The organism is Rufibacter immobilis, assembly GCF_003721565.1.
GTDB lineage: Bacteria > Bacteroidota > Bacteroidia > Cytophagales > Hymenobacteraceae > Nibribacter > Nibribacter immobilis.
The window spans coordinates 1,184,747-1,206,211 of the sequence record NZ_RJJE01000009.1 but is presented as its reverse complement, the minus strand read 5'-3'; the positions used below and the strand labels follow the sequence as shown (position 1 = coordinate 1,206,211).

General features: G+C 52.5%; 16 protein-coding genes. 13 read left to right on the top strand and 3 right to left on the bottom strand.

The features are described 5' to 3' along the window. Positions 1-19: 19 nt before the first annotated feature. Entirely contained in the window at positions 20-2,491 is a 2,472-nt protein-coding gene (locus tag EFA69_RS12180) for a bifunctional UDP-N-acetylmuramoyl-tripeptide:D-alanyl-D-alanine ligase/alanine racemase (protein WP_123133490.1), read from the top strand. 291 nt (positions 2,492-2,782) lie between these two features. On the opposite strand, the gene EFA69_RS12175 is transcribed toward EFA69_RS12180, so the two are convergent. Next, the gene (locus EFA69_RS12175) at positions 2,783-3,532 is read right to left on the bottom strand and encodes a Bax inhibitor-1/YccA family protein (protein WP_123133326.1); all 750 of its coding nucleotides are present in this window, start codon (positions 3,530-3,532) and stop codon (positions 2,783-2,785) included. A 167-nt stretch (positions 3,533-3,699) separates the two neighbouring features. On the opposite strand from EFA69_RS12175, the gene EFA69_RS12170 reads away from it, so the two are divergent. From EFA69_RS12170 to infB, 5 genes are all read left to right on the top strand, one after another. Beyond that, the gene (locus tag EFA69_RS12170) at positions 3,700-3,933 is read left to right on the top strand and encodes a FeoA family protein (protein WP_123133325.1); all 234 of its coding nucleotides are present in this window, start codon (positions 3,700-3,702) and stop codon (positions 3,931-3,933) included. Positions 3,934-3,936: 3 nt separating this feature from the next. Continuing rightward, positions 3,937-6,096, top strand: coding sequence for a ferrous iron transport protein B (gene feoB / locus EFA69_RS12165; protein WP_123133324.1), 2,160 nt, complete (start codon positions 3,937-3,939; stop codon positions 6,094-6,096). 420 nt (positions 6,097-6,516) lie between these two features. Next, positions 6,517-6,990 (top strand): ribosome maturation factor RimP, encoded by a 474-nt coding sequence (locus tag EFA69_RS12160; protein ID WP_123133323.1) that lies wholly within the window; start codon positions 6,517-6,519, stop codon positions 6,988-6,990. Between the two features lie 7 nt (positions 6,991-6,997). Continuing rightward, positions 6,998-8,251: a transcription termination factor NusA gene (gene nusA / locus EFA69_RS12155; protein WP_123133322.1), complete on the top strand. Its 1,254-nt coding sequence runs from the start codon at positions 6,998-7,000 to the stop codon at positions 8,249-8,251. Positions 8,252-8,419: 168 nt separating this feature from the next. Beyond that, a complete protein-coding gene (gene infB / locus EFA69_RS12150) occupies positions 8,420-11,674 on the top strand; it encodes a translation initiation factor IF-2 (RefSeq protein ID WP_123133489.1) in 3,255 nt (1,084 codons plus the stop codon). Positions 11,675-11,930: 256 nt separating this feature from the next. Here the strand turns inward: infB and EFA69_RS12145 are convergent, their stop codons facing one another. Then, the gene (locus tag EFA69_RS12145; RefSeq protein WP_123133321.1) at positions 11,931-12,362 is read right to left on the bottom strand and encodes a hypothetical protein; all 432 of its coding nucleotides are present in this window, start codon (positions 12,360-12,362) and stop codon (positions 11,931-11,933) included. Positions 12,363-12,599: 237 nt separating this feature from the next. Between EFA69_RS12145 and EFA69_RS12140 the strand changes: the two genes are divergently transcribed. The 7 genes from EFA69_RS12140 (at position 12,600) to EFA69_RS12110 (ending at position 20,546) form a co-directional block, all read left to right on the top strand. Then, entirely contained in the window at positions 12,600-13,382 is a 783-nt protein-coding gene (locus EFA69_RS12140; RefSeq protein WP_123133320.1) for an enoyl-CoA hydratase/isomerase family protein, read from the top strand. 166 nt (positions 13,383-13,548) lie between these two features. Next, complete coding sequence (locus EFA69_RS12135) at positions 13,549-15,045, top strand: lipopolysaccharide biosynthesis protein (RefSeq protein WP_123133319.1); 1,497 nt, start codon at positions 13,549-13,551, stop codon at positions 15,043-15,045. A 19-nt stretch (positions 15,046-15,064) separates the two neighbouring features. After that, positions 15,065-15,511: a dUTP diphosphatase gene (gene dut, locus EFA69_RS12130; protein ID WP_123133318.1), complete on the top strand. Its 447-nt coding sequence runs from the start codon at positions 15,065-15,067 to the stop codon at positions 15,509-15,511. A 124-nt stretch (positions 15,512-15,635) separates the two neighbouring features. Then, positions 15,636-16,643, top strand: a complete 1,008-nt coding sequence (locus EFA69_RS12125; RefSeq protein WP_123133317.1) for a sugar phosphate nucleotidyltransferase — start codon at positions 15,636-15,638, stop codon at positions 16,641-16,643. Positions 16,644-16,659: 16 nt separating this feature from the next. Then, entirely contained in the window at positions 16,660-18,417 is a 1,758-nt protein-coding gene (locus EFA69_RS12120) for a tetratricopeptide repeat protein (RefSeq protein WP_245964557.1), read from the top strand. Beyond that, positions 18,410-19,171 carry a DUF4292 domain-containing protein gene (locus EFA69_RS12115; protein WP_123133315.1) on the top strand — a complete coding sequence of 254 codons (762 nt, stop codon included), beginning with the start codon at positions 18,410-18,412 and terminating at the stop codon, positions 19,169-19,171. Before EFA69_RS12120 ends, EFA69_RS12115 begins: the two co-directional genes overlap by 8 nt. Then, on the top strand, positions 19,158-20,546 hold the full coding sequence (locus EFA69_RS12110) for a murein hydrolase activator EnvC family protein (protein ID WP_123133314.1): 1,389 nt from the start codon (positions 19,158-19,160) through the stop codon (positions 20,544-20,546). The genes EFA69_RS12115 and EFA69_RS12110 overlap by 14 nt, the downstream gene beginning before the upstream one ends. Positions 20,547-20,713: 167 nt before the next feature. On the opposite strand, the gene EFA69_RS12105 is transcribed toward EFA69_RS12110, so the two are convergent. Beyond that, the gene (locus tag EFA69_RS12105; protein ID WP_123133313.1) at positions 20,714-21,433 is read right to left on the bottom strand and encodes an SAM-dependent methyltransferase; all 720 of its coding nucleotides are present in this window, start codon (positions 21,431-21,433) and stop codon (positions 20,714-20,716) included. Between the last annotated feature and the right edge of the window lie 32 nt (positions 21,434-21,465).

The following is a 21,465-nucleotide window of genomic DNA, read 5'->3' as shown; positions in this document are numbered from 1 at the left end:
CTACCTGAATTTCTACAGCATGTTTAGTTTCAAAGAAATTGCCCAAGTAACGGGAGGTATGTTGGTCCAGTGCCCGGGCGCCTACCCGGTGCAGCACCTGCTCACCGACAGCCGTAAAATAGCCAATGCGGTGTCGTCGGTGTTTTTCGCCATACGGGGCGAGTTCCATGACGGGCACCAGTACCTCCCTGAGCTGTATGAGGCTGGGGTGCGGCAGTTTGTGGTGGAAGACGCCTCCGGACTCATGGATCTGTCTACGTATCCAGAAGCCAACTTTCTGCTGGTGAGCAACAGCGTGCAGGCCTTGCAGCGGCTGGCGGCTTACCACCGGCGCAAGTTCCATATTCCGGTCATCGGGATCACGGGCAGCAACGGCAAAACAATTGTCAAAGAATGGCTGGCGCAGCTGTTGAGCGTGTCTGAACGCGTGGTCAAGAGCCCCCGAAGCTATAACTCCCAGATTGGGGTGCCGCTCTCGGTGTGGCAGATCAACGAGAGCCATACCGTGGGCGTGTTTGAGGCCGGTATCTCGCAGCCTGAGGAGATGGCCCATCTGGCCAGCGTCTTGCAACCTACCCTTGGCGTGTTCACCAACCTGGGGCCCGCGCATGACGAAGGTTTTGCGTCTACCGCCCAGAAACTGGAGGAGAAACTGAAGCTGTTTGAGCACGTGCAGCAATTGGTGTATTGTGCAGACCAGGCCACGGTGCGGGAGGCGGTACAGCAGGCTGGTTTGCCGGGTTTTGGGTGGAGTACTCAAGGACATCCTTCGGCCCAGGTGCAGCTGAACGTGCTGGAAATGCACCAGGGCAAAACCAAGGTCAGGTTCAGGTATGCGGGGCAGGGCCAGGACCTGGTGCTGCCTTTCTCTGATGAAGCCTCGCTGGAAAATGCCCTGCACTGTCTGGCGGCGCTGCTCTACCTGGGTGTGAAGCCCGAGGAACTGCCCGCCCGGTTTGAGCGCCTGGCTCCCGTGGCCATGCGTCTGGAGCGTAAAGAAGCTATCAACGGGTGCTACGTCATAGATGATACCTATAACAATGACCTGGCCGGTCTGCGCATTGCCTTAGACGTACTGGGCCAGCAGGCGCGGCGTGGCCGGAAAACCCTCATTGTCTCAGATTTACTGGAGGCCGGGGTAGAGGAAAAGGCGCTGTACCAGCAGGTGGCGCAGGAGGTGACTGCCCGGGGTGTAGACCGTGTCATTGGCATCGGGGATATCATCACCCGTCACCAGGACCTGTTCCCGGCGGGCAGCGAGTTCTACCTGGGCACCGATTCTTTCCTGGGCCAGCTCCGCTCAGAAACCTTCCGCCAGGAAACCATTCTGGTGAAGGGCGCGCGCATCTTCCAGTTTGAGAAAATTGTGGCCGCCCTGCAGCAGCAGGTGCACGGTACGGTGCTGGAAGTAAACCTGGACGCGCTGGTGCACAACCTCAATTACTACCGCTCCAAAGTTCCGGGCCCGACCAAAATCATGGTCATGGTCAAAGCCTTTGCCTACGGGGCCGGTTCCTATGAGATTGGCAACCTGCTGCAGTTCCACCGCGTGGACTATCTGGCCGTGGCCTACACAGACGAGGGCGTGGCCCTCCGTGAGCACGGCATCACGCTGCCCATCATGGTCATGAACCCCAGCCCAGACAGCTTCCTGAAAATGCAGCAGTACAGCCTGGAGCCCGAAATCTATTCACCAGACCTGTTGCACCGGTTCCTGGACTATTTCCCCGAGAAAAGCCCCCAAACACCTGCCATTCACCTGAAACTGGATACCGGCATGCACCGCCTGGGCTTTGATGACGCCGAGCTGGAAGAAGCTTTAGCCGTGCTGGACCAGGTGCCCCACGTGCGGGTGCAGAGCGTGTTCAGCCATTTGGCTGGCGCCGATGAGGCGCTCTACAATGATTTTACCCGGGAGCAGATTGCCAGATTCCGGCAAATGTCGGCCAAGGTGGAGCAGGGGCTGGGTTACTCCGTTACCAAGCACATTCTCAACTCGGCGGGCATTGTGCGCTTCGGCGAGGAGGCGGCTTTTGACATGGTGCGGTTAGGCATAGGGCTGTACGGCGTGGAGTCTTCGGGGTCGGAGCAGAGCAGCCTGCAAACCGTGGGACAGCTGAAAACCACCGTCTCGCAGGTGAAATCCATCAAAGCCGGTGATACCGTGGGCTACAGCCGCCGGGGCATAGCCACCACCCACAAACAGACCGCCACCATCGCCATCGGCTACGCCGATGGGTATGACCGCCGCTTCGGGAACGGGGTGGGCGAAGTGCTCATCAACGGGCAGCGCGCACCCATCATCGGGAACGTGTGCATGGACATGTGCATGGTAGACGTGACGGGCTTAGATGTGCGCGCCGGAGACGAAGTGCTGGTGTTTGGCGAAGAACTGCCGCTCACAGAGCTTGCCGCCCGCATTGGCACTATTCCGTATGAGCTGCTCACCAACGTGAGTACGCGGGTAAAGCGGGTCTTTTTCAACGCCTAGCGTTTAGGGGCCGTTTTTCCAAAAACAGCCCCTAAACGTGATTCGTCCTTCACGGGAAGAGTTTAGCTAAAGCCAATTTTCTGAGGTAGTGTTGGTGAGTGCGCCAAAATGTGAGATGGTGATAAAGAACTGGAAGCAAGGTTAGCGTGGCATTTCTGTTTAGCGGCTCTTTTTGGAAAAACGGCCCCTAAACGGAAACGCAGCAGGGAAACTTTGCCTAGAGTACAAATAAAAAGGGCTACAGATATGTCTGTAGCCCTTTGCTATGAATGGATCTGAGGAAAGCAACGGTTAGTTTCGGCTGTTGATTTTGGAGAGCAGCCGCAGGATCTCAATGTACAGCCATACCAGCGTCACGGTTAACCCGAAGGCCGCGTACCATTCCATGTATTTTGGCGCCCCGTATTCTACGCCGCGCTCAATGGTGTCAAAGTCCAGAATCAGGTTCATGGCCGCCAGTACCACCACAAACACACTGAAGATAATGCCCGCCGTACCGCTGCTATGGATCAGGGCCATTTCCACCCCGAAGAACTGGAGCACAAAGGCCGCCATGTAGTAGCAGAATATCCCGAAGGTAGCGGTGTAAATAATTGACCTGAAACGGTCAGTGGCTCTAATGACCCGGGTGCTGTACAGGAGCAGCATACCGCCAAACACAGTGAAGGTCAAGAGCATGGCCTGGTTCGCAATGCCGGGGAATTTCATTTCCAGCATACCGGAAACGCCGCCCAGGAACAGTCCTTGCAGGGCGCAGTAGACAGGGGCTATATAGGCAGCCAGGTGTTTTTTGAACGAGATCAGGAATGCCAGCCCAAGGCCCACTAACGGAATGGAGATCAGGAAGGGAATGGGAACGCCTATGAAACTAAACAGATCCCAAGAGAACACCGCGAACACGAGCACAATGCCCACCAGCAGGGCTGACTTGCCCATGGTGCCGCCCAGCGTCATGGCCGGAGCGTCTAAAACCTCCGGAGTGGTGGTTGGGGCAAAAGCTTCCTCTTTAAGCGTAGGATTGTTAGAAGTGAAGAATGACATGTTTTTTGGGGTTGTTTGAACGAAAAGTACGCAAAATAGAGCTGCCGGTCAACAAAAAAGAGTCTTTTAGGGAGCTAGGCTGCAAAACATCCCTATCTTTTTGGAATCAAAAGGAACACCTTGTACCTTGCAACTGTTTATAACAAGTCTAAATAAAGCAGGATCAGGTGCAAGGAGAGCAAAAAAGCGTACGGGATTTGAAGATTGGCGAGAAAGGCATTATCTGTAGCCTGTCTGACCCTGAAATGTCTTTGAAGCTGTTGGAGATGGGCTGTATTCCCGGTGAGGAAGTCATCCTCAACAGCCGCGCCCCGCTTGGCGACCCCATTACCATCATCGTGAACGATTACACCCTGTCCCTGCGTTTAGACGAAGCTGCTACCATCAAGTTAAAAGCTTAGTCTATGTCTGAAGTTCTTGCGCCGGCCCCGGCTTCTGTTCCTCGTGCTACCACCGCTGCCCGCACTGCTGTTCCTAAAATAGCCTTGATCGGGAACCCTAACTCAGGGAAATCATCGTTGTTCAACCATTTCACGGGGCTGAACCAGAAGGTGGGGAACTTTCCGGGCGTAACGGTAGACAAGAAAACGGGTGTGACCAACCTAATGCCCAGCCTGAGGGCACAGGTTATTGACTTGCCTGGTACCTACAGCCTCTACCCCAAATCATTAGACGAAAAGGTCATCATTGACCTGCTCCACGATAAAAAAGCGGCCTCTTACCCAGACGTGCTGATCATCACCGCCGATGCCTCTAACCTGAAGCGGAACCTGCTGCTGTTCACCCAACTCGCCGATCTTAAGATTCCGGCCGTGCTGGCCCTGAACATGCTGGACGTGGCCGAGAAACACGGCGTAAAGATTGACGTGGCCGAACTTCAGCAGGAGTTGGGGGTGCCGGTGGTACCCGTGAACGCCCGTACCGGCAGCGGGATTGCCGCGCTTAAAATCCTGCTTTCCCAACAACTGGAGGCGCCGCGGCCTACTTTCTTCCAGATCCCTGATGAACTGCTGGTGATGGTGCGCCAGATCAGGTACTATTTTGAGCTGAGCAATGACTATCTGGCGTGGCATTACGCCCACCAGTACCAGAAGCTGTCTTTTCTCTCAGAAGATGACAAAGAGTACATTGCCGAGCTGGTAAAGAAATACGGCTTCAAGTCTAACGCGCTGCAAGCCGCCGAGACCATTGAGCGCTACACCCGCATCAATGGCCTGCTGCTGGATGCCATGCGCGTGACCAAAGCCCAGAACAACGAGCAGTTCAGCAACAAGATTGACCAGGTGCTCACCCACAAGGTGTTTGGGTACTTGATTTTCTTTGGGGTGCTGTTCATGATGTTCCAGGCCATTTTTGCCTGGGCCGCTTACCCCATGGACCTCATTGATGGCGGGGTGGCCGCGCTCAACGCCTGGATTCATACCCTGGCCCAGGGGCCGCTCATTGACCTGCTCACCGATGGGGTGCTGGCCGGTTTGGGCGGCGTGCTCATCTTTATTCCGCAGATTGCCCTTCTGTTCGCCTTTATCGCCATTCTGGAGGAGACTGGGTACATGGCCCGCGTCACGTTCCTGATGGATAAAATCATGCGAAAATTCGGGCTGAACGGTAAAAGCGTGGTGCCCCTCATTTCGGGCGTAGCCTGCGCCGTGCCGGCCATCATGGCCACGCGCACCATAGACAACTGGAAAGACCGCATGATTACCATCTTCGTGACGCCGCTCATGAGCTGCTCGGCGCGTCTGCCTATCTACACGGTCATGATTGCGCTGGTGGTGCCGGAGACGTACTTCCTGGGTTTCCTGAGTTTGCAGGGGCTGGTGCTCATGGGGCTGTACCTGATTGGTTTCCTGGCGGCTATTTTCTCGGCGGCTTTGCTGAAGTGGGTGCTCAAAACCAAGGAGCGCAGCTACTTTATCATGGAGTTTCCCACGTACAAAATGCCGCGCTGGAAAAACGTAGGTCTCACCATTGTGGAGAAAAGCAAGGCGTTTGTGTTCCAGGCCGGTAAAGTGATCCTGGCTATCTCCGTGATTCTCTGGGTGCTGTCTTCCTACGGGCCGGGCAACGCCATGCAGCAGGCCGAAGAGCGCGCCACCGCTGAATTAACTGCTTTGAACCTGGCGGATGCGGATGCCGAGGCGCACGTGGCCGGTCAGAAACTGGAGGCTTCTTACGCCGGGCAGTTCGGGAAGTTCATTGAACCGGCCATCCGCCCACTGGGCTACGACTGGAAAGTGGGCATTGCGTTGCTTACCTCGTTTGCGGCCCGTGAAGTGTTTGTGGGTACCATCTCCACCATCTACAGCGTAGGCGACTCTGAGAACATTTCCACCGTGAAGGAAAAGCTGCTTGCGGAGAAAGACGCCAACGGGCAGCCCTTCTTCACGCCGGCCCGCGCCTTCTCCCTGCTTATTTTCTACGTGTTTGCCATGCAGTGCATGAGTACCATTGCCGTGGTGTACCGCGAAACCAAAGGCTGGAAATGGCCTATCCTGCAAATGCTCTATATGACGGGCTTGGCATATGCCTCGGCCTTCGTGGTCTTCCGTCTGTTTTCATAATGTTTGCGTTTAGAGGCTGTTTTTAGAAAAAGAGCCCCTAAACGCAAAAAAAGAAAGAAGCCCGGCTTGGTACTCACTCCAGGCAGGGCTTCTTTCTTTGTATTACCAGCACGTTATATGTTTAATTATATGATTGCGTTTAGCGGCTCTTTTTCCAAAATTGGGCCTAAAACAGCTTTCAAGGTTTTGGTGAGAGGTAAGTCTGGAGCTTGAACTATTTAGGTATACTATAGGTTAATTCATAGGTGAACTCTCTCCAAGCCTGGCGTTTTCCCTTTCAGTAATAGGAAAAAAACTGCTGGTAACGTACATATTGTGCTGTTGCTTGTGTTTCAGTGGATTTATTTGTACATTTGTGCGATTAAAGTGAAATGGAGGGGACGAGAGAGTCCCCCTTTTTATTTGTTACCCAGATTGCGAATGGCTTTAGAGGAAATAATTATTCAAGGATATGCCCAGGCAGCATTGCCAGAACCAGATCTGTTCATTGTGAGCGTAAAGGTATCTGATTCGCCGGTGCGGCCTAAGGTAACCATCCTTGCCGACGGTGACCAGGGAATCAGCATTGACCAGTGCGCCACCATTAGCCGTAAGGTTGCCAAACGCATTGAGGAAACCTACGGTGAGGAAATCTCTTATGTGATTGAGGTGTCTTCGCCGGGCGTGGATTTCCCGCTGACCTCAGAACGCCACTACAGAAAGAATGTGGGCCGTATGGTCAAATTGACCTTCGCCGAAGGCGTGGAGAAAACCGGGGAGATCACAGAGGTCCAGCCAGAGGGGATTCTGTTCTCTGAGGAAGTAAAAGTGAAACATAAGAAATCTATGCTGGAGCCCGTGTACGTGGCCTACAGTGATATTGTGAAAGCGCAGATTGTAATCTCTTTTAAATAAGAAAGACATGGATAGTTCAGTATTGATCGAGTCGTTTGCGGAATTCGCTAAATTCAAGAACATTGACCGCCCTACCATGATGCGGATCTTGGAAGACGTGTTCCGCACCATGATCCGGAAGAAATGGTCTACCGATGAGAATTTTGACATCATCCTGAACGTAGAGAAAGGCGATCTGGAGATTTGGCGTAACCGTGAGATTGTAGACGATAACTCAGAAGACATCTGGGACGATGATAAAATCAGCCTCTCTGATGCCCGTAAGATTGAGCCTGACTTTGAAGTAGGGGAAGAAGTATCTGAGCTGGTGAAACTGGAAGACTTCGGCCGCCGTGCCGTCCTGACTGCCCGCCAGACCCTGATCCAGCGCGTGAAAGACCTGGAGAAAGACTTGCTGTACCAAAAGTACAAAGACCAGGTAGGGGAGATCATCTCCGGCGAAGTCTACCAGGTATGGAACCGCGAGGTGTTGATTCTGGACTCTGAGGAAAACGAGCTGCTTATTCCTAAAAACGAGCAGATCCCCAAAGACCGTTACCGCAAAGGAGACGTGGTGCGGGCCGTGGTGCAGCGCGTGGAGATCATAAACGGTAACCCAAAAATCATTCTTTCGCGTACTTCTCCACAATTCCTGGAGCGTCTGTTTGAAGGCGAGGTGCCCGAGATCTTTGACGGTCTCATTACCATCAAGAAGATTGTGCGGGAGCCAGGCGAGCGTGCCAAGGTGGCGGTAGAGTCTTATGATGACCGTATTGACCCGGTAGGCGCCTGCGTGGGCATGAAAGGTTCCCGTATCCATACCATTGTGCGTGAGTTGGAGAACGAGAACATTGACGTGATCAATTACACAGACAATATGGAGCTGTACATCCAGCGGGCGCTGAGCCCTGCCAAGATCAGCAGCATCAAGATAAACGAAGAAACCGGACGCGCCTCTGTGTTCCTGAAACCAGACCAGGTGTCACTGGCCATTGGTAAAGGCGGACAGAACATTAAGCTGGCCAGCAAGCTGGTTGGTTTGGAGATTGACGTGTTCCGTGAAACCGAAGGGTTTGAAGAAGATATTGACCTGACCGAGTTCTCTGACGAGATTGAAGGTTGGGTAATTGATGAGCTGAAGCGCATTGGTCTGGACACAGCCCGCAGCGTAATGGCCGTCAGCAAGGAAGATTTGGTGCGCCGCACGGAGCTTGAGGAAGAAACCGTTGAGGACCTGCTCCAGATCATCCGCCAAGAGTTTGATTCAGAAGAAAACAACTAGTGGTGCGCTTTATGTGCCGGGTTATTTGACCTTACCGGAGGGTGGGTGCCGTTTTAGGCCTATTTTCCGGGAAACAAGGCAAAAACGTGACGTAGTCAAGGCCACCCATCCTTAAATGAGTAAGAAACAAGTAACTACTAAAAGTAAATCATAACAGCATATTTGAACATGTCAGAAGAAAAATCGATGAGGCTTAAACAGGTAGCAACCACCTTGAACATCAGTCTTTCCACGGTAGTGGAATTCCTGGGCAAGAAAGGGGTTGATATCGAGAATAAACCTACTTCAAAAATTACCCCGGAGCAGTTCAATATGCTGTCGAAAGAATTTGCCTCCTCCATGCAAGCCAAGGCCGAGGCGGCAGAGTTGAACATCGGGAAGAAACAGCAGCCTGAGCCGGAGCGCCCAGAGCCTAAAAAGCAGGCCGATCCGGAGCCGGAGATGTTTATCAAGTCCAATCAGGTAAAAGTACAGCCAGAAGCGCCTAAGCCGGCCGCTCCTGCGCAACCGGCACCTACTCCAGCCCCGGCACCAGCCGCCGCTGCGGGTTCTTCTTTGCCCGGTATCAAGATTCTAGGCAAGATTGAACTGGATTCCAAAGGAAGACCAGTTCCTAAGCAGGCTCCTGCGCCAGCAGCACCTGCTCCGCAGGCCCCGGCCGCCGCCGCTCCTGAAGCACCGGCACCAGCTCCAGCTCCGCAAGCTCCTGCCCCAGTTAAACCTGTAGAGGCACCTGCACCAACTCCAGCACCTGCTGCCCCTGCGGCGCCCGTTGCTGCAGCACCTGCCCCGCAACCGCAGGCTCCGGCAGTACAGAAAGCACCAGAGGCTCCCGCAGCACCTGCTAAACCAGTGGCTCCGGCCCCAACCGCAGCGCCAGTGGCAGAAACGCCTAAAGCACCGGCTCCAGAAGCTCCTAAGCCTGCTGTAGAGGCTGCGCCTGTTGCTCCGGCTCCTGCCGCACCCGCTACCCCAGCCCCGGCACCAGTTGCCGCTGCTCCAACCGCGCCTGAGAAACCAGCTGATACTGCTGCGCCTGAGGCCCCTCAAACTACCATTAAAGCCCAGGCAGACCAACTGAAAGGGTTAACGGTATTGGGCAAAATTGAATTGCCAGTGAGCGGAGGCCGTGGTAAAGGTGGTAAGCCTGTGGCGTCTTCAGATGAGCGCCGCCGCGGAAATCAGCCAGGTGGACCAGGTCAGGGACAAGGAGGAGATAAGAAGAAACGTAAGCGCATTGAAGTGCCAAAAGGCACTCAGGGTGCTAACAACAATAATACAAACAGCAATCAACCACAGGCTCACCGCGCCGGTGACAGAGCTACCAGTACCCGTCCGTTAGGAACCGGGCAAGCGGCCAACCGTCAGGGAGGTGCTGGAGGACCACAGCAAGGGAACCGTCCGGGTGGCGGCTACCAAGGCAACCGTCCGGGTGGCGGGCCGCAACAAGGCAATCGTCCGGGTGGCGGAGGTAACCGTGCCGGTGCTCCATCCGCTCCTCGTGCTGAACTCACCGACAAGGAAATCCAGGATCAGATCAAGGCTACGCTGGCCCGCTTAAGCGGCGGTAAAGGCGGAAACCAAGGTAACAGAGCCAAATACCGCAGAGAAAAACGTTCTGCCGTGGCTGAGGCCGCCGATGAGCGTAGAATGCAGGAACAATTAGAATCTAAGATTCTGAGAGTAACGGAGTTCGTGTCTGCCAATGACCTGGCCGCCCTGATGGACGTGAGCGTGAACGACGTGATCAAGACCTGTATGAACTTAGGCATGTTTGTGTCTATCAACCAACGCCTTGATGCCGAAGCCATCACCATCATTGCCGATGAGTTTGGTTATGACGTGCAGTTTGCTTCTTCTGAAGAAGAGGAGAATGTAGGCGTAGAGGAAGTGGATGCAGAGGAAGATCTGAAGCCACGTGCGCCAATTGTGACCATCATGGGTCACGTTGACCACGGTAAAACCTCTTTGCTGGATTACATCCGCCGTTCAAAAGTAACAGCTGGTGAGGCCGGAGGTATTACGCAGCACATTGGTGCATATCAGGTAACCACAGAAGCCGGTAAGAGCATTACCTTCCTGGATACCCCAGGTCACGAGGCCTTTACCGCCATGCGTGCCCGTGGTGCCAAAGTAACGGACGTAGTGATCATTGTGGTAGCCGCTGACGACAGTGTGATGCCACAGACTAAGGAGGCGTTAAACCACGCACAAGCCGCTGGTTCTCCAATTGTGATCGCGATCAACAAAGTGGATAAACCAACCGCCAATCCAGACAAGATCAGGGAAGAACTTGCCCAGTTGAACGTACTGGTGGAAGAGTGGGGTGGTAAATACCAAAGCCAGGAAATTTCAGCTAAAACCGGTCAAGGAATTGACGAGTTGCTGGAGAAAGTATTATTAGAGGCTGAACTTCTTGAACTGAGAGCCAACCCAGAGCGCCGTGCGGTAGGTACCGTAATTGAAGCTGCCCTGGACAAAGGTCGTGGTTATGTGGCTACGGTACTGGTACAGACCGGTACCCTGGAGATTGGAGACATTCTGGTAGCCGGTTCACATTACGGCCGTGTGAAAGCCATGACCGATGTGCTGGGCAAACGCCATAAGAAAGCAGGACCTTCTACTCCAATTCAGGTATTGGGGATTGACGGAGCTCCGCAAGCCGGTGACAAGTTTGTGGTGATGGAAACGGAGCGTGAAGCCCGTGAGATTGCCGTAAGCCGTCAGCAGTTGCAGCGTGAGCAGAGCATGCGAACCAAGAAACACATCACACTGGATGAGATCGGGCGTCGTTTGGCTATTGGTACCTTCAAGGAGCTGAATGTGATTGTACGCGGTGACGTGGATGGTTCCGTAGAGGCACTTTCAGACTCATTATTGAAGCTGTCTACTGAAGAGGTACAGGTAAACATCCTGTCCAAAGGGGTAGGGCAGATCTCTGAGTCAGACGTTCTGCTGGCCTCCGCTTCTGATGCGATCATCATTGGTTTCCAGGTTCGTCCGTCTTCCAATGCCCGCAAGTTGGCGGAGCAGGAGCAGATCGATATCAGGCTATACTCTATCATCTACAACGCCATCAACGAGGTGAAAGACGCCATGGAAGGTATGTTGGCACCAACCGTACAAGAAGTGGTAGTAGCCAACGTTGAGGTGCGCGAGGTGTTCAAAATCACCAAGGTGGGAACCATTGCCGGTTGTATGGTCACCGATGGAACCATTACCCGTAACTCCAAGATTCGTCTGGTGCGCGACGGTATTGTGGTGCACTCCGGTGAGATCCTGGCCCTGAAGCGCTTCAAAGACGATGCCGCCGAAGTACGCCAAGGCTACGAGTGCGGTATCAGCATCAAGAACTTCAATGATCTGCAGCAAGGCGACGTGATTGAGGCGTACGAAGAGCGCGAAGTGAAACGGACGCTGTAGTCTACCGTTGAGACAAACAACTTTTTATACCCAAGCCCCACCTGTTCAGGTGGGGCTTTTTTTGTGCGTTGCGTTTAGGGGCTCTTTTTTGGAAAAGAGCCCCTAAACGCAACATGTGTCTCCTGGAGGAGAAAGGCTTCTGTGAGCGGAACGGGAGTCTCTGCCAAGGCTTACGAAAGGATGGTTTTCCCAATCGCATTAAAATAAAAAAGCCCTTTCCTGGCTAAGGAAAGGGCTTTCATGGAACTGGAAAAGCTTAAAAAATCAGGAGTTTGCGGTTGCGTTTGTTCTGGCTTTGCTGGTACATCCGGCCATTGGGGTTATCCTGGTCTATTAGTCGTTTAGACTTTTTTTGTTTTGCCTTTTTAGACTTTGTTTTGTTTTTGTAATCGCCCATAGAGAACCTTCCCGTTCCGGTTTCATACTTATTGTCTGGGAGGGAGTAATGGGGACCTGCGTACATACCGCCGCTGCTTTTGGCAGAGGCAATGGCTTTCTGGCGGTCCAGGAGCATTTTACGCTCGCTGTTACCATTGGATACTTCGCCGCGCTTACGGCCGTCAGGGCCGCGGCGGGTGGTCTCACGTTTTGCTTTTCTGGGCTTTTGCGCCACGGTTTCAGCCGCGCTTACCCCTACCACCGTTACGGCTATTACGCACGCAATCACATATCTGAAGAAACTACGCATAAAGTTGAAAGTGCAAGAGTTCTGGAATTTGTTCTGTAACGCGTAACCAGGGGGATCTGTTCCGTATACAAGAACTTAAAGTTGAGAAAAATATGATACTTTCCTAAGTTTTTAGCTGGATATGACGCAAAAAGAGAGCATTTTAAAGGGATGCCGTAGAAGCAGAATATTCTGTGTGGATTTCTTTATATTTGCGCCTTTCACTTGGTAAGAAAAGTACGTTTATAAAAATAGAACATGGCCCAATACAACAATCTTCTGCTGGAGAACAAAGGTGGCGTTTTGTTTATCACGGTAAATCGTCCTAGTAAGATGAATGCCCTCAATATTGAGACGGTAAAGGAAATAAGTGCCGCCATGCAGGAAGCGTATGATGACACAGAGGTGCGGGGGGTGATCCTGACGGGCAGCGGCGAGAAAGCGTTTGTAGCCGGGGCAGATATCTCTGAGATCGCGGAGTTGAACGAGGTGAACGGACGCCGTTTCGCGGAGCGGGGACAGGATGTGTTCTCCATGATTGAGGAATGTCCTAAACCGGTGATTGCGGCAGTGAACGGTTTCGCGCTGGGCGGTGGTTGCGAACTGGCCATGGCCTGCCACATACGCGTGGCCAGCGAGAACGCCCGCTTCGGGCAGCCGGAGGTGAACCTGGGCATTATTCCCGGTTACGGAGGCACCCAGCGCCTGACGCAGTTGGTGGGCAAAGGCAAAGCCATGGAACTGATGATGACCGGCGACATGATCTCGGCGGCCGAAGCCAAAGAAATTGGTCTGGTGAACCACGTGACTACTTCAGAAGGACTTATTGAGAAGTGTCTGGAGATCATGCAGAAGATCATTGCCAAAGCTCCTTTGGCCGTGGGCATGATTGTAGACTGCGTGAATGCCTGGTATGACAAAGAGGAGCACGGTTACCAAACGGAGGCCAACTCGTTCAGCCGTTGCTGCGGTTCTGAGGACTTCAAAGAGGGTACCTCAGCGTTTTTAGAGAAGCGCAAGCCCGAGTTCAAAGGAGAGTAGTACGTACAACTGTATTGCTGCTATCGTAAATTTTAACTCAATGCCTACTCCCGTTTAGGGGCTGTTTTTCCAAAATCGGCCCCTAAACGGGAGTAGGCGTACATAGGAATCTAGTTTCTGCCTTTTGTCTTTCTTCCCTGCACCTATTCCCTCCGCTTAACCAACTATGAGTATCGCTAAAAAACTGGTAGGACAAACGGCTGCCTACGGCTTGAGCAGCATTGTGGGCCGAGGGCTGAACTTTCTGCTGATTTTTCTGCACGGGTATGTCTTTCTGCCAGAAGAGTATAGCGTGGTGGCCAAATTATATGCCTACGTCGCTTTCCTGAATATTCTCTACACCTATGGGATGGAGACGGCTTTCTTCCGCTTTGCCAATAAACCCGGAGCAAACAGGCAGGTGCTATATAACCAGGTGCAGAGTCTAGTGTTAACCTCTAGCATACTGCTCTCCGGGCTGTTTATTTTCTTCTCTGGGCCTATTGCCAATTGGCTGGGTTACCCAGACCAGCAACGGTACATTGTCTGGCTGGCTATTACCATGGGGGTAGATTCTATTGTGGCTATTCCCTTCGCACGGTTGCGTTTGGAGAACAAGGCCATGAAATTCGCCAGTATCAGAATCATCAACATTTTATTGGTGGTAGCCGGTAACCTGTTCTTTCTGCTGCTATGCCGCCATATTTACCTAGGGAAGTATCTGCCCCAGTTGAAAGGCCTTGTCTCCTACCTGTACCAGCCGGAAATAGGAGTAGGGTATATTTTTCTAGTGAACATGGTGGCTAATCTGCTATTTATTCCCCTTCTATGGCGGGAGTTTGCGAGTTTCAGGTTTTCTCTCAAGCTAGGAGCTATGAAGCCTATGGTGGTCTATGCTTTACCAATCTTATTTATGGGACTGGCAGGAACTACCAATGAAGTTTTGTCACGACTGATGCTAGACGACTGGCTACCCGAAGGCTTCTACCCCAATATGAGCAATGAGGCGGCGCTGGGAGTGTATTTTGCCAATTACAAGCTGGGAATGTTAATGAGCCTCATGATTCAGGCGTTCAGGTATGCTGCTGAACCGTTTTTCTTTTCACAGGCACAGGACAAAAATTCTCCGCAGACGTTTTCCGTGGTCATGCGCTGGTTTGTCATTGTTTTAGCCTTGGTCTATCTAGGGATAAGCGTCAATCTGGATTTGTTGCAGTTTGTGTTCAGGGAGGATTATAGAGCGGGAGTAATAGTGGTGCCTGTTTTGCTGCTGGCGTATCTTTTTAATGGTGTCTATTATAATCTCACCGTCTGGTTTAAGCTCACAGACAGAACCCAGTACGGAACCTACATTACAGTTTTTGGCGCGGTGGTGACGGTGGTGGCCAATTTCCTGCTCATTCCTGTCATGGGGTATATGGGCAGCGCGTTGGCAACCCTTCTCTGCTACTTTACTATGAGCGTGGTATGCTATGCCATTGGGCAGAAGTATTTCCCGGTGCCGTACCCCCTCAAAGCCATCTTTGGGTATCTGCTGTTGGCTTCTGGGCTCATCTGGCTGTCCCTGTTTATTGAAATAGAAAACTTCTGGGTGCGGCAAGTGTTCCATCTGGCGCTTTGCCTGGTGTTTGTGGCAGTGGTGTGGGGGCTGGAGAGGAAGGGGCTGCGCCAGATAAATAGATAATTCCTTATATTAGCTGTCTATGAATACCACACTCCCTGTTAAAGTGATCAATTTGGGCAAGCATCCGCTGCCCGCTTATGCCACAGAACACTCTGCCGGGCTAGACCTTCGGGCTAATCTGGAGGCTCCGGTTACGCTCAAGCCTCTGGAACGCGCTTTGATTCCCACTGGTCTGTGCATTGAACTGCCGGAAGGCCATGAAGCCCAGATAAGACCCCGCAGCGGCCTTGCCTTTAAACACGGTATCTCCATTGTGAATACCCCCGGCACCATAGACGCCGACTACAGAGGCGAAATCAAAGTGCTGCTGGTAAATCTCTCCAACACAGATTTTGTCATTGCCGACGGGGAACGCATCGCTCAAATGGTGGTGGCCAAATACGAGCGGGTGGCTTGGCAAGCGGTAGAAGAACTCTCTGAGACTGAACGTGGCGTGGGTGGTTACGGAAGCACCGGCAAGCACTAAAATGGTTGGGGCTGCGGTTTTTACTCTTTTTTGAAAAAATAGCCTCTAAACGTGAAATTGCCACATCTTAAGTGGCAGAAAAACGTAGGTAGGCCTTACCTAAGCAACATTTTTAAAAGACACTATGAGAATTATTGTACCAATGGCCGGCATGGGTAAACGCATGCGTCCCCACACCCTTACTGTTCCTAAGCCCCTCATCCCTATTGCGGGTAAACCAATTGTGCAAAGGTTGGTAGAAGATATTGCCAAGGTATGCCAGGAACCCATTGAAGAAGTGGCGTTTATCATTGGTAACTTCGGGAAAGAAGTAGAGGCGCGCTTGCTCAAAATTGCGGAGTCTGTTGGTGCCGTAGGATCTATCCATTACCAAGACCAGCCCCTAGGTACCGCCCACGCCATCCTTTGCGCCAAAGAAGCCCTGAAAGGAAACGTGGTAGTGGCCTTCGCCGATACGCTGTTCAAAGCCGACTTCAAACTGGATACCTCCGCCGAAGGGACTATCTGGGTGCAGAAAGTGGAGGACCCACGCCCGTTTGGGGTAGTGAAGCTGAACGAGCAGGGACATATCACTGAGTTTGTGGAGAAACCACAGGAGTTTGTCTCTGATTTAGCTATCATTGGTATCTACTACTTCAAAGACGGCGAGTACCTGCGCGAGGAGTTGCAGTACCTGCTGGACAATGACATCAAAGACAAAGGCGAATACCAGATCACCAACGCGCTGGAGAACATGAAGAGCAAAGGTTCTGTGTTCATACCGGGCCAGATCTCTGAGTGGCTGGACTGCGGTAACAAAGATTCCACTGTGTTCACCAACCAGCGCTACCTGGAGTACATCAAAGAGGAGGAAGGTTTGGTGGCCAATTCTGCCCAGATAACGAACTCTGTGATCATTCCGCCGGTTTATGTAGGAGAAAACGTGGTCCTGAACAATTCAGTGGTAGGTCCGCACGTTTCTATCGGAAACAACACGCAAGTGAACGGTTCTGTTATCAGCAACAGCATTGTGCAGGAAAGCAGCAAGCTAAACCATGCGCACATTGCTAACTCAATGGTTGGAAACTTCGTTGTATATGAGGGCGTTCCTTCTGACCTGAGCTTAGGTGATTACAACGTCCTGCGTGGTTAGACAGGAGATTTAACATATGCTGAAAAGAGGACTCACGATAGTGGCCGCTTTGTGCGGAATGGTAGTGGCGGTTGAGAAAAGCTATGCCCAATCTGAGCGCAAAAAAGAGAAGAGTTCCTTCACCGAAACCACCGGTGCGCCTTCTCTTGCCCTTAGCCCGCAGGAGCAGCAGCTAAGTGAGTCCTATTTTCTGGAAGGCATGAAGTTTTTCGTGCTGGAAGAATATAATAAGGCATTAGACCGGTTCCAGCGGGCGTTTGCCATTAGTCCTACCAACGCGGCGGTTAACTACAAGTTAGCTGAGACCAGTCTGTTACTGGGCAACGTTCGCGGAGCTTTGCCGTTTGCCAAGGCGGCTCTGGAGCTGGAGCCTAAAAACCCATATTACCATCTGTTGCTGGCCCAGATCTACACCAACCAGCAGCAGTATGAAGACGCCATCAAGACGTATGCGCGCCTTACCCAGGAACTGCCCAATACAGAGCAGTACCTCTTCAACCTCACAGATCTTTATCTGGCCAAGAACCGGCTAGACGATGCCTTGCGCACGCTAAATCAGATAGAGACCAAGTACGGTCTCATTGAGGAAATTTCTTTCAAGAAGCAGCAAATCTACCTCAAGCAGAACAAACTGGACTTAGCCCTCAAGGAAGGGGAAAACCTGATTTCCTCCAACCCAGAAGAGGTGCGTTATCTGTTGGCCCAGGTAGAGATTCTGGCCGCTAATAAACGCGTACCCGATGCCGTAAAAATGGCCGAGAAGGCGTTGAAGGTAGCCCCAGACAATGCCTTCGGCCGATTGATGCTGGCTGATCTACTGCAACAGCAGGGCAAAACTGAAGAGGCCGATGCGCAACTGGAGCTTGCCTTCGGGAACCCCGCTCTGGATATAGACTCCAAAGTGAAGATCCTGGTAGACTACATCCGACGCCTGCCCAATGAAAAAGTGGCGGCTCAGGCAATCAAGTTGGCAGAACTCACCACCGCCGCCCACCCCAGAGAAGCCAAAGCGTTTGCCGTTGCCGGTGACATTTACGTGAACACAGACCGCAAACTGCCCGCCCGCGACAATTACCTTAAAGCGGTGGCCTTAGACCCTGGACATTTCAAGATCTGGCAGCAAATAGTGCTGTTAGACGGTGAAATGAACCAAAACGATTCCTTGATTAACCATTCTGAACGGGCGCTGGAGTTCTTCCCCAACCAGCCTATGTTCTGGTTCTACAACGGTACGGCACATTTAATCAACAAGAATTATGTGAAGGCCACTAAGTCCCTAGAATATGGGCGTAGGTTGGCTGGGAATAACCTGGAATTGCAGCTGCAATTCAATTTGCAGCTAGGGGATGCTTACCATTCTCTGGAGCAATATGCGCTTTCAGACCAGGCGTATGAGGCCGTGCTGTCTCTAGATCCTTCTAACCCACACGCGTTAAACAACTACAGCTATTTTCTGTCTGTGAGAGGGCAGAACTTAGCCAAAGCCAAAGCCATGGCGGGTGCTCTGGTGGCGCAGTACCCAGATAACCCTACGTACTTAGACACTTATGCTTGGGTGCTCTACAAACTGAAAGATTACCAGGAAGCCAAAAGGCTACTGGAGAAAGCCGTAGCCAGTAGTTCAGATGCCACTATCATAGAACACTACGGTGATGTGCTCTACCAGCTGGGGCAGCGGGAGCTAGCCCTAAAGCAATGGGTAAGAGCCAACCAAGTGGGCGGTGCCTCGCAAGGCATCAGCAAAAAGATCAAAGACAAGAAACTATATGAATAGCGTAAAATATATCTGTGCCGTTGGATTGGGTTTGCTCACATTGGCCGGTTGCCAGAGAAAAGCCACCCCAGGGGCATCTACTTCAGTGGTTCCGGAGACCATGAACAAGGTAAGCGTAGTCAACACAGACTATACCTACTTCTCCGCCAAGGGCAAGGTACAGAGCGAGAACAGCAAGCTCAGCGCCAATCTTACGCTACGCATGAAAAAGAACGAAGTCATCTGGGCTTCTGTGCAGGCATTGGGTTTTGAGGCAGCGCGCCTGAAAGTAACGCCAGATTCAGTCTACATGGTAAATAGACTGAAGGACGAGTATCTGGTGGGCTCTTATGACATGCTGCGCCAGCGGTACAACATAGACGTTGACTTCAACATGCTGCAGGACATCCTCATCGGGAATTTTGTCCCGGGGAGCTCTGACAGGGAGAAGGTGGAGCAGGACGGCCCTATGCAGCATCTGCGTACCCTGCGTACCAATCTCCAGATAGATCAGTTTGTAGACACCACCCGCTACAAACTCAAGCGTGCTGAGGTGCGCAACCTACAGAGCAAAGACTACATGTCTGTGGATTACCAGGAATTTGAGGACCTGAACGGGAAGCCATTCGCCATGGCGCTGCTGCTTTCCATTCAGCAGCCAGAGGGCAACGCCGCCAAAACCAACGTGGTAGCGGTAAGGCATCGGCAGGTTTCCACGTCAGAGACTTCTCTGGATTTCCCTTTTTCTGTACCTTCGAACTATGAACGTAAATAGGGCGGGGCTACTTTATCTTTTTTTATTCTTTTTCTTGATCGGGTTGAATTCTGTTGAGGCACAGCAGAAAAAGACTACCCGTTCCACTGCCAAAACCGCTACCAAGAAAGCACCGGTCAAAAGCAAAGCCCAGCTGGAGCGTGAAAAAAATGCGAACCTCAAGCGTATTCAGGAAGCCAACCGCATCCTAAAACAAACCACCCAGAAGAAAGAAGCCTCCTTGGGTCAACTGAACGTGATTAAAGAGAAAATTACGGTTCAGACGGGCGTTATCAAAAATATCTCTTCAGAAATCACTTACCTCAACCGGGACCTCCGCACCACGGAGGAGAAAGTGGCCGATGCTCAGACTGATTTGCAGCGGCTGAAGAAAGAATACGCCCGCCTAATCTACGCCGCCTCCAAAACGGCTAACAGCTATAATAAACTGATGTTTTTGTTCGCCTCAGACTCTTTCAACCAGATGATGCGGCGCATGAGTTACCTGCGCCAATACACAGAGGCGCGTAAGAAGCAAGCTGCCGCCATTGAGGAAGTGCAGCAACGCCTCTCCAACCAGGTGAATATACTCAATTCGCAGAAACAGCAGAAAAAGAGCCTTCTGAATGTGCAGCTGAAGGAGAACAAGAACCTGCTTTCCATGCATGATCAGCAAGACCAGGTGATTCAGCAATTGAGTTTGCAGGAGCAGTCTTTGAAGCAGGAAGTGGAGCGCCGGCGGCAAGCCGTGCGGCAGTTGGATAGGTTGATCGCGGACCTTGTGCGGGAGGAGATTGCCCGCGCCGCCCGTGCGGCAGAAGCCGCCGCCAGAGCCAAAGCCGCCCGTGAAGCCGCTGCGGCAGCGGCCAAGGCCGGAAAACCTGCCCCAACCCCAAGTGCCAGCGCACCAGCCAGTACCAAAACCAAGGCCAATGTCTCCCGCACCGACCGTGTGACGCTTACCCCAGAGGCCGCTGTATTGTCCAACAGCTTTGCCGGTAACAAAGGCCGGTTTGCGTGGCCCGTGGAGCGAGGGTTTATTTCGCAGCGTTTCGGGCGGCAGGCGCACCCGGTTCTAAAAGGAGTGGTAGTAGAAAACCGGGGTATCGATATCCAGACCGGAGCAAATGAGAACGTGAGAGCAATTTTCGGGGGCAAAGTGCTGGCGGTACAGACCATTCCGGGAATGAACAACATTGTGATGGTGCAGCACGGCGAGTACTTTACCGTCTATGCCAAGTTGCGCACGGTAAGTGTGACCGAAGGACAGGAAATCTCCACCAAACAAACCATTGGCACTGTGTACACAGACGCTGAGGGTACCTCTGAACTCCAGTTCCAGATCTGGAAAAACCAGACCAACCTGAACCCGCAGGGTTGGCTCATGCCTAAATAGAAATTGCGTTTAGGGGCTCTTTTTCCAAAAAGAGCCCCTAAACGCAATGGGATCATTTCTCAACCTGGCAGCTCTAATCTAGCCGTGATAGTGCGCTGCAAGTAACAGGGTGGCTAATGCCGTTTAGCGGTCCTTTTTCCAAAATCAGGGGGAAACCAGCCGTTGAACTACCTTCTGTAAATGAGGAAAACAGCTGGCTGTTTGTGCAGGTCAGGGACTTTGCCTTTCCAGTCAGAGATGCGCAGGGTTCTGATGAACTCATTGGGGCCGGTGATGTTGGCCGCAATGCAGAGCTTGGTGTCTTTGCTCAGGTGCTGCAGCAGGTCTTCCACCATTTGCCGGTTGCGGTAGGGCGTTTCCATGAAAATCTGTGTCTGGTCTTTCTGCACCATCTCCTTCTCCAGTTGCTTCAGGGCTTGAATGCGATCCCGCTTCTCAATGGGCAAATACCCATGGAAGGCGAACGACTGCCCGTTGAACCCAGAGGCCATAAGCCCCATCAGAATCGCCGAAGGCCCCACCAGCGGTACCACTTTCACGCCGTGCTGGTGTGCCAGACGGGCTAACTCGGCCCCAGGATCGGCCACGCCGGGGCAACCCGCCTCTGAGATAACCCCGGCGTCTTGCCCAGCTAGCAGGGGCTTTAAGGCGGCGGTGAGTTCTGCGTCTGAGGAATTCTTGTCTATGACCGTGATCTGCAGTTCTTCAATGGTCTGGGAGGGCGCAATGGTTTTAATGTAGCGGCGGGCGGTGCGGGCATTCTCCACCAGAAAATACTTCAACTGCGCCGTCACTTCCGCTACCTGTCTACAAATAACAGCGGAGGCCGTGTCTTCGGCCAGAACCGTGGGAATGAGGAAAAGCGTGCCTTTGGCGGAAGTACTCATGTAGGATCAATCAAGTTTAAGAAAATTGGAGC

What these genes read in the sequence shown, in the direction of transcription:
- dut (WP_123133318.1), top strand. Translation starts at nt 15,065, where the DNA reads ATGAATACCACACTCCCTGTTAAAGTGATCAATTTGGGCAAGCATCCG.
- EFA69_RS12145 (WP_123133321.1), bottom strand. Translation starts at nt 12,362, where the DNA reads ATGCGTAGTTTCTTCAGATATGTGATTGCGTGCGTAATAGCCGTAACG.
- EFA69_RS12120 (WP_245964557.1), top strand. Translation starts at nt 16,660, where the DNA reads ATGCTGAAAAGAGGACTCACGATAGTGGCCGCTTTGTGCGGAATGGTA.
- EFA69_RS12140 (WP_123133320.1), top strand. Translation starts at nt 12,600, where the DNA reads ATGGCCCAATACAACAATCTTCTGCTGGAGAACAAAGGTGGCGTTTTG.
- EFA69_RS12125 (WP_123133317.1), top strand. Translation starts at nt 15,636, where the DNA reads ATGAGAATTATTGTACCAATGGCCGGCATGGGTAAACGCATGCGTCCC.
- EFA69_RS12175 (WP_123133326.1), bottom strand. Translation starts at nt 3,532, where the DNA reads ATGTCATTCTTCACTTCTAACAATCCTACGCTTAAAGAGGAAGCTTTT.
- EFA69_RS12105 (WP_123133313.1), bottom strand. Translation starts at nt 21,433, where the DNA reads ATGAGTACTTCCGCCAAAGGCACGCTTTTCCTCATTCCCACGGTTCTG.
- EFA69_RS12115 (WP_123133315.1), top strand. Translation starts at nt 18,410, where the DNA reads ATGAATAGCGTAAAATATATCTGTGCCGTTGGATTGGGTTTGCTCACA.
- EFA69_RS12110 (WP_123133314.1), top strand. Translation starts at nt 19,158, where the DNA reads ATGAACGTAAATAGGGCGGGGCTACTTTATCTTTTTTTATTCTTTTTC.
- nusA (WP_123133322.1), top strand. Translation starts at nt 6,998, where the DNA reads ATGGATAGTTCAGTATTGATCGAGTCGTTTGCGGAATTCGCTAAATTC.
- EFA69_RS12160 (WP_123133323.1), top strand. Translation starts at nt 6,517, where the DNA reads ATGGCTTTAGAGGAAATAATTATTCAAGGATATGCCCAGGCAGCATTG.
- EFA69_RS12135 (WP_123133319.1), top strand. Translation starts at nt 13,549, where the DNA reads ATGAGTATCGCTAAAAAACTGGTAGGACAAACGGCTGCCTACGGCTTG.
- infB (WP_123133489.1), top strand. Translation starts at nt 8,420, where the DNA reads ATGTCAGAAGAAAAATCGATGAGGCTTAAACAGGTAGCAACCACCTTG.
- feoB (WP_123133324.1), top strand. Translation starts at nt 3,937, where the DNA reads ATGTCTGAAGTTCTTGCGCCGGCCCCGGCTTCTGTTCCTCGTGCTACC.
- EFA69_RS12180 (WP_123133490.1), top strand. Translation starts at nt 20, where the DNA reads ATGTTTAGTTTCAAAGAAATTGCCCAAGTAACGGGAGGTATGTTGGTC.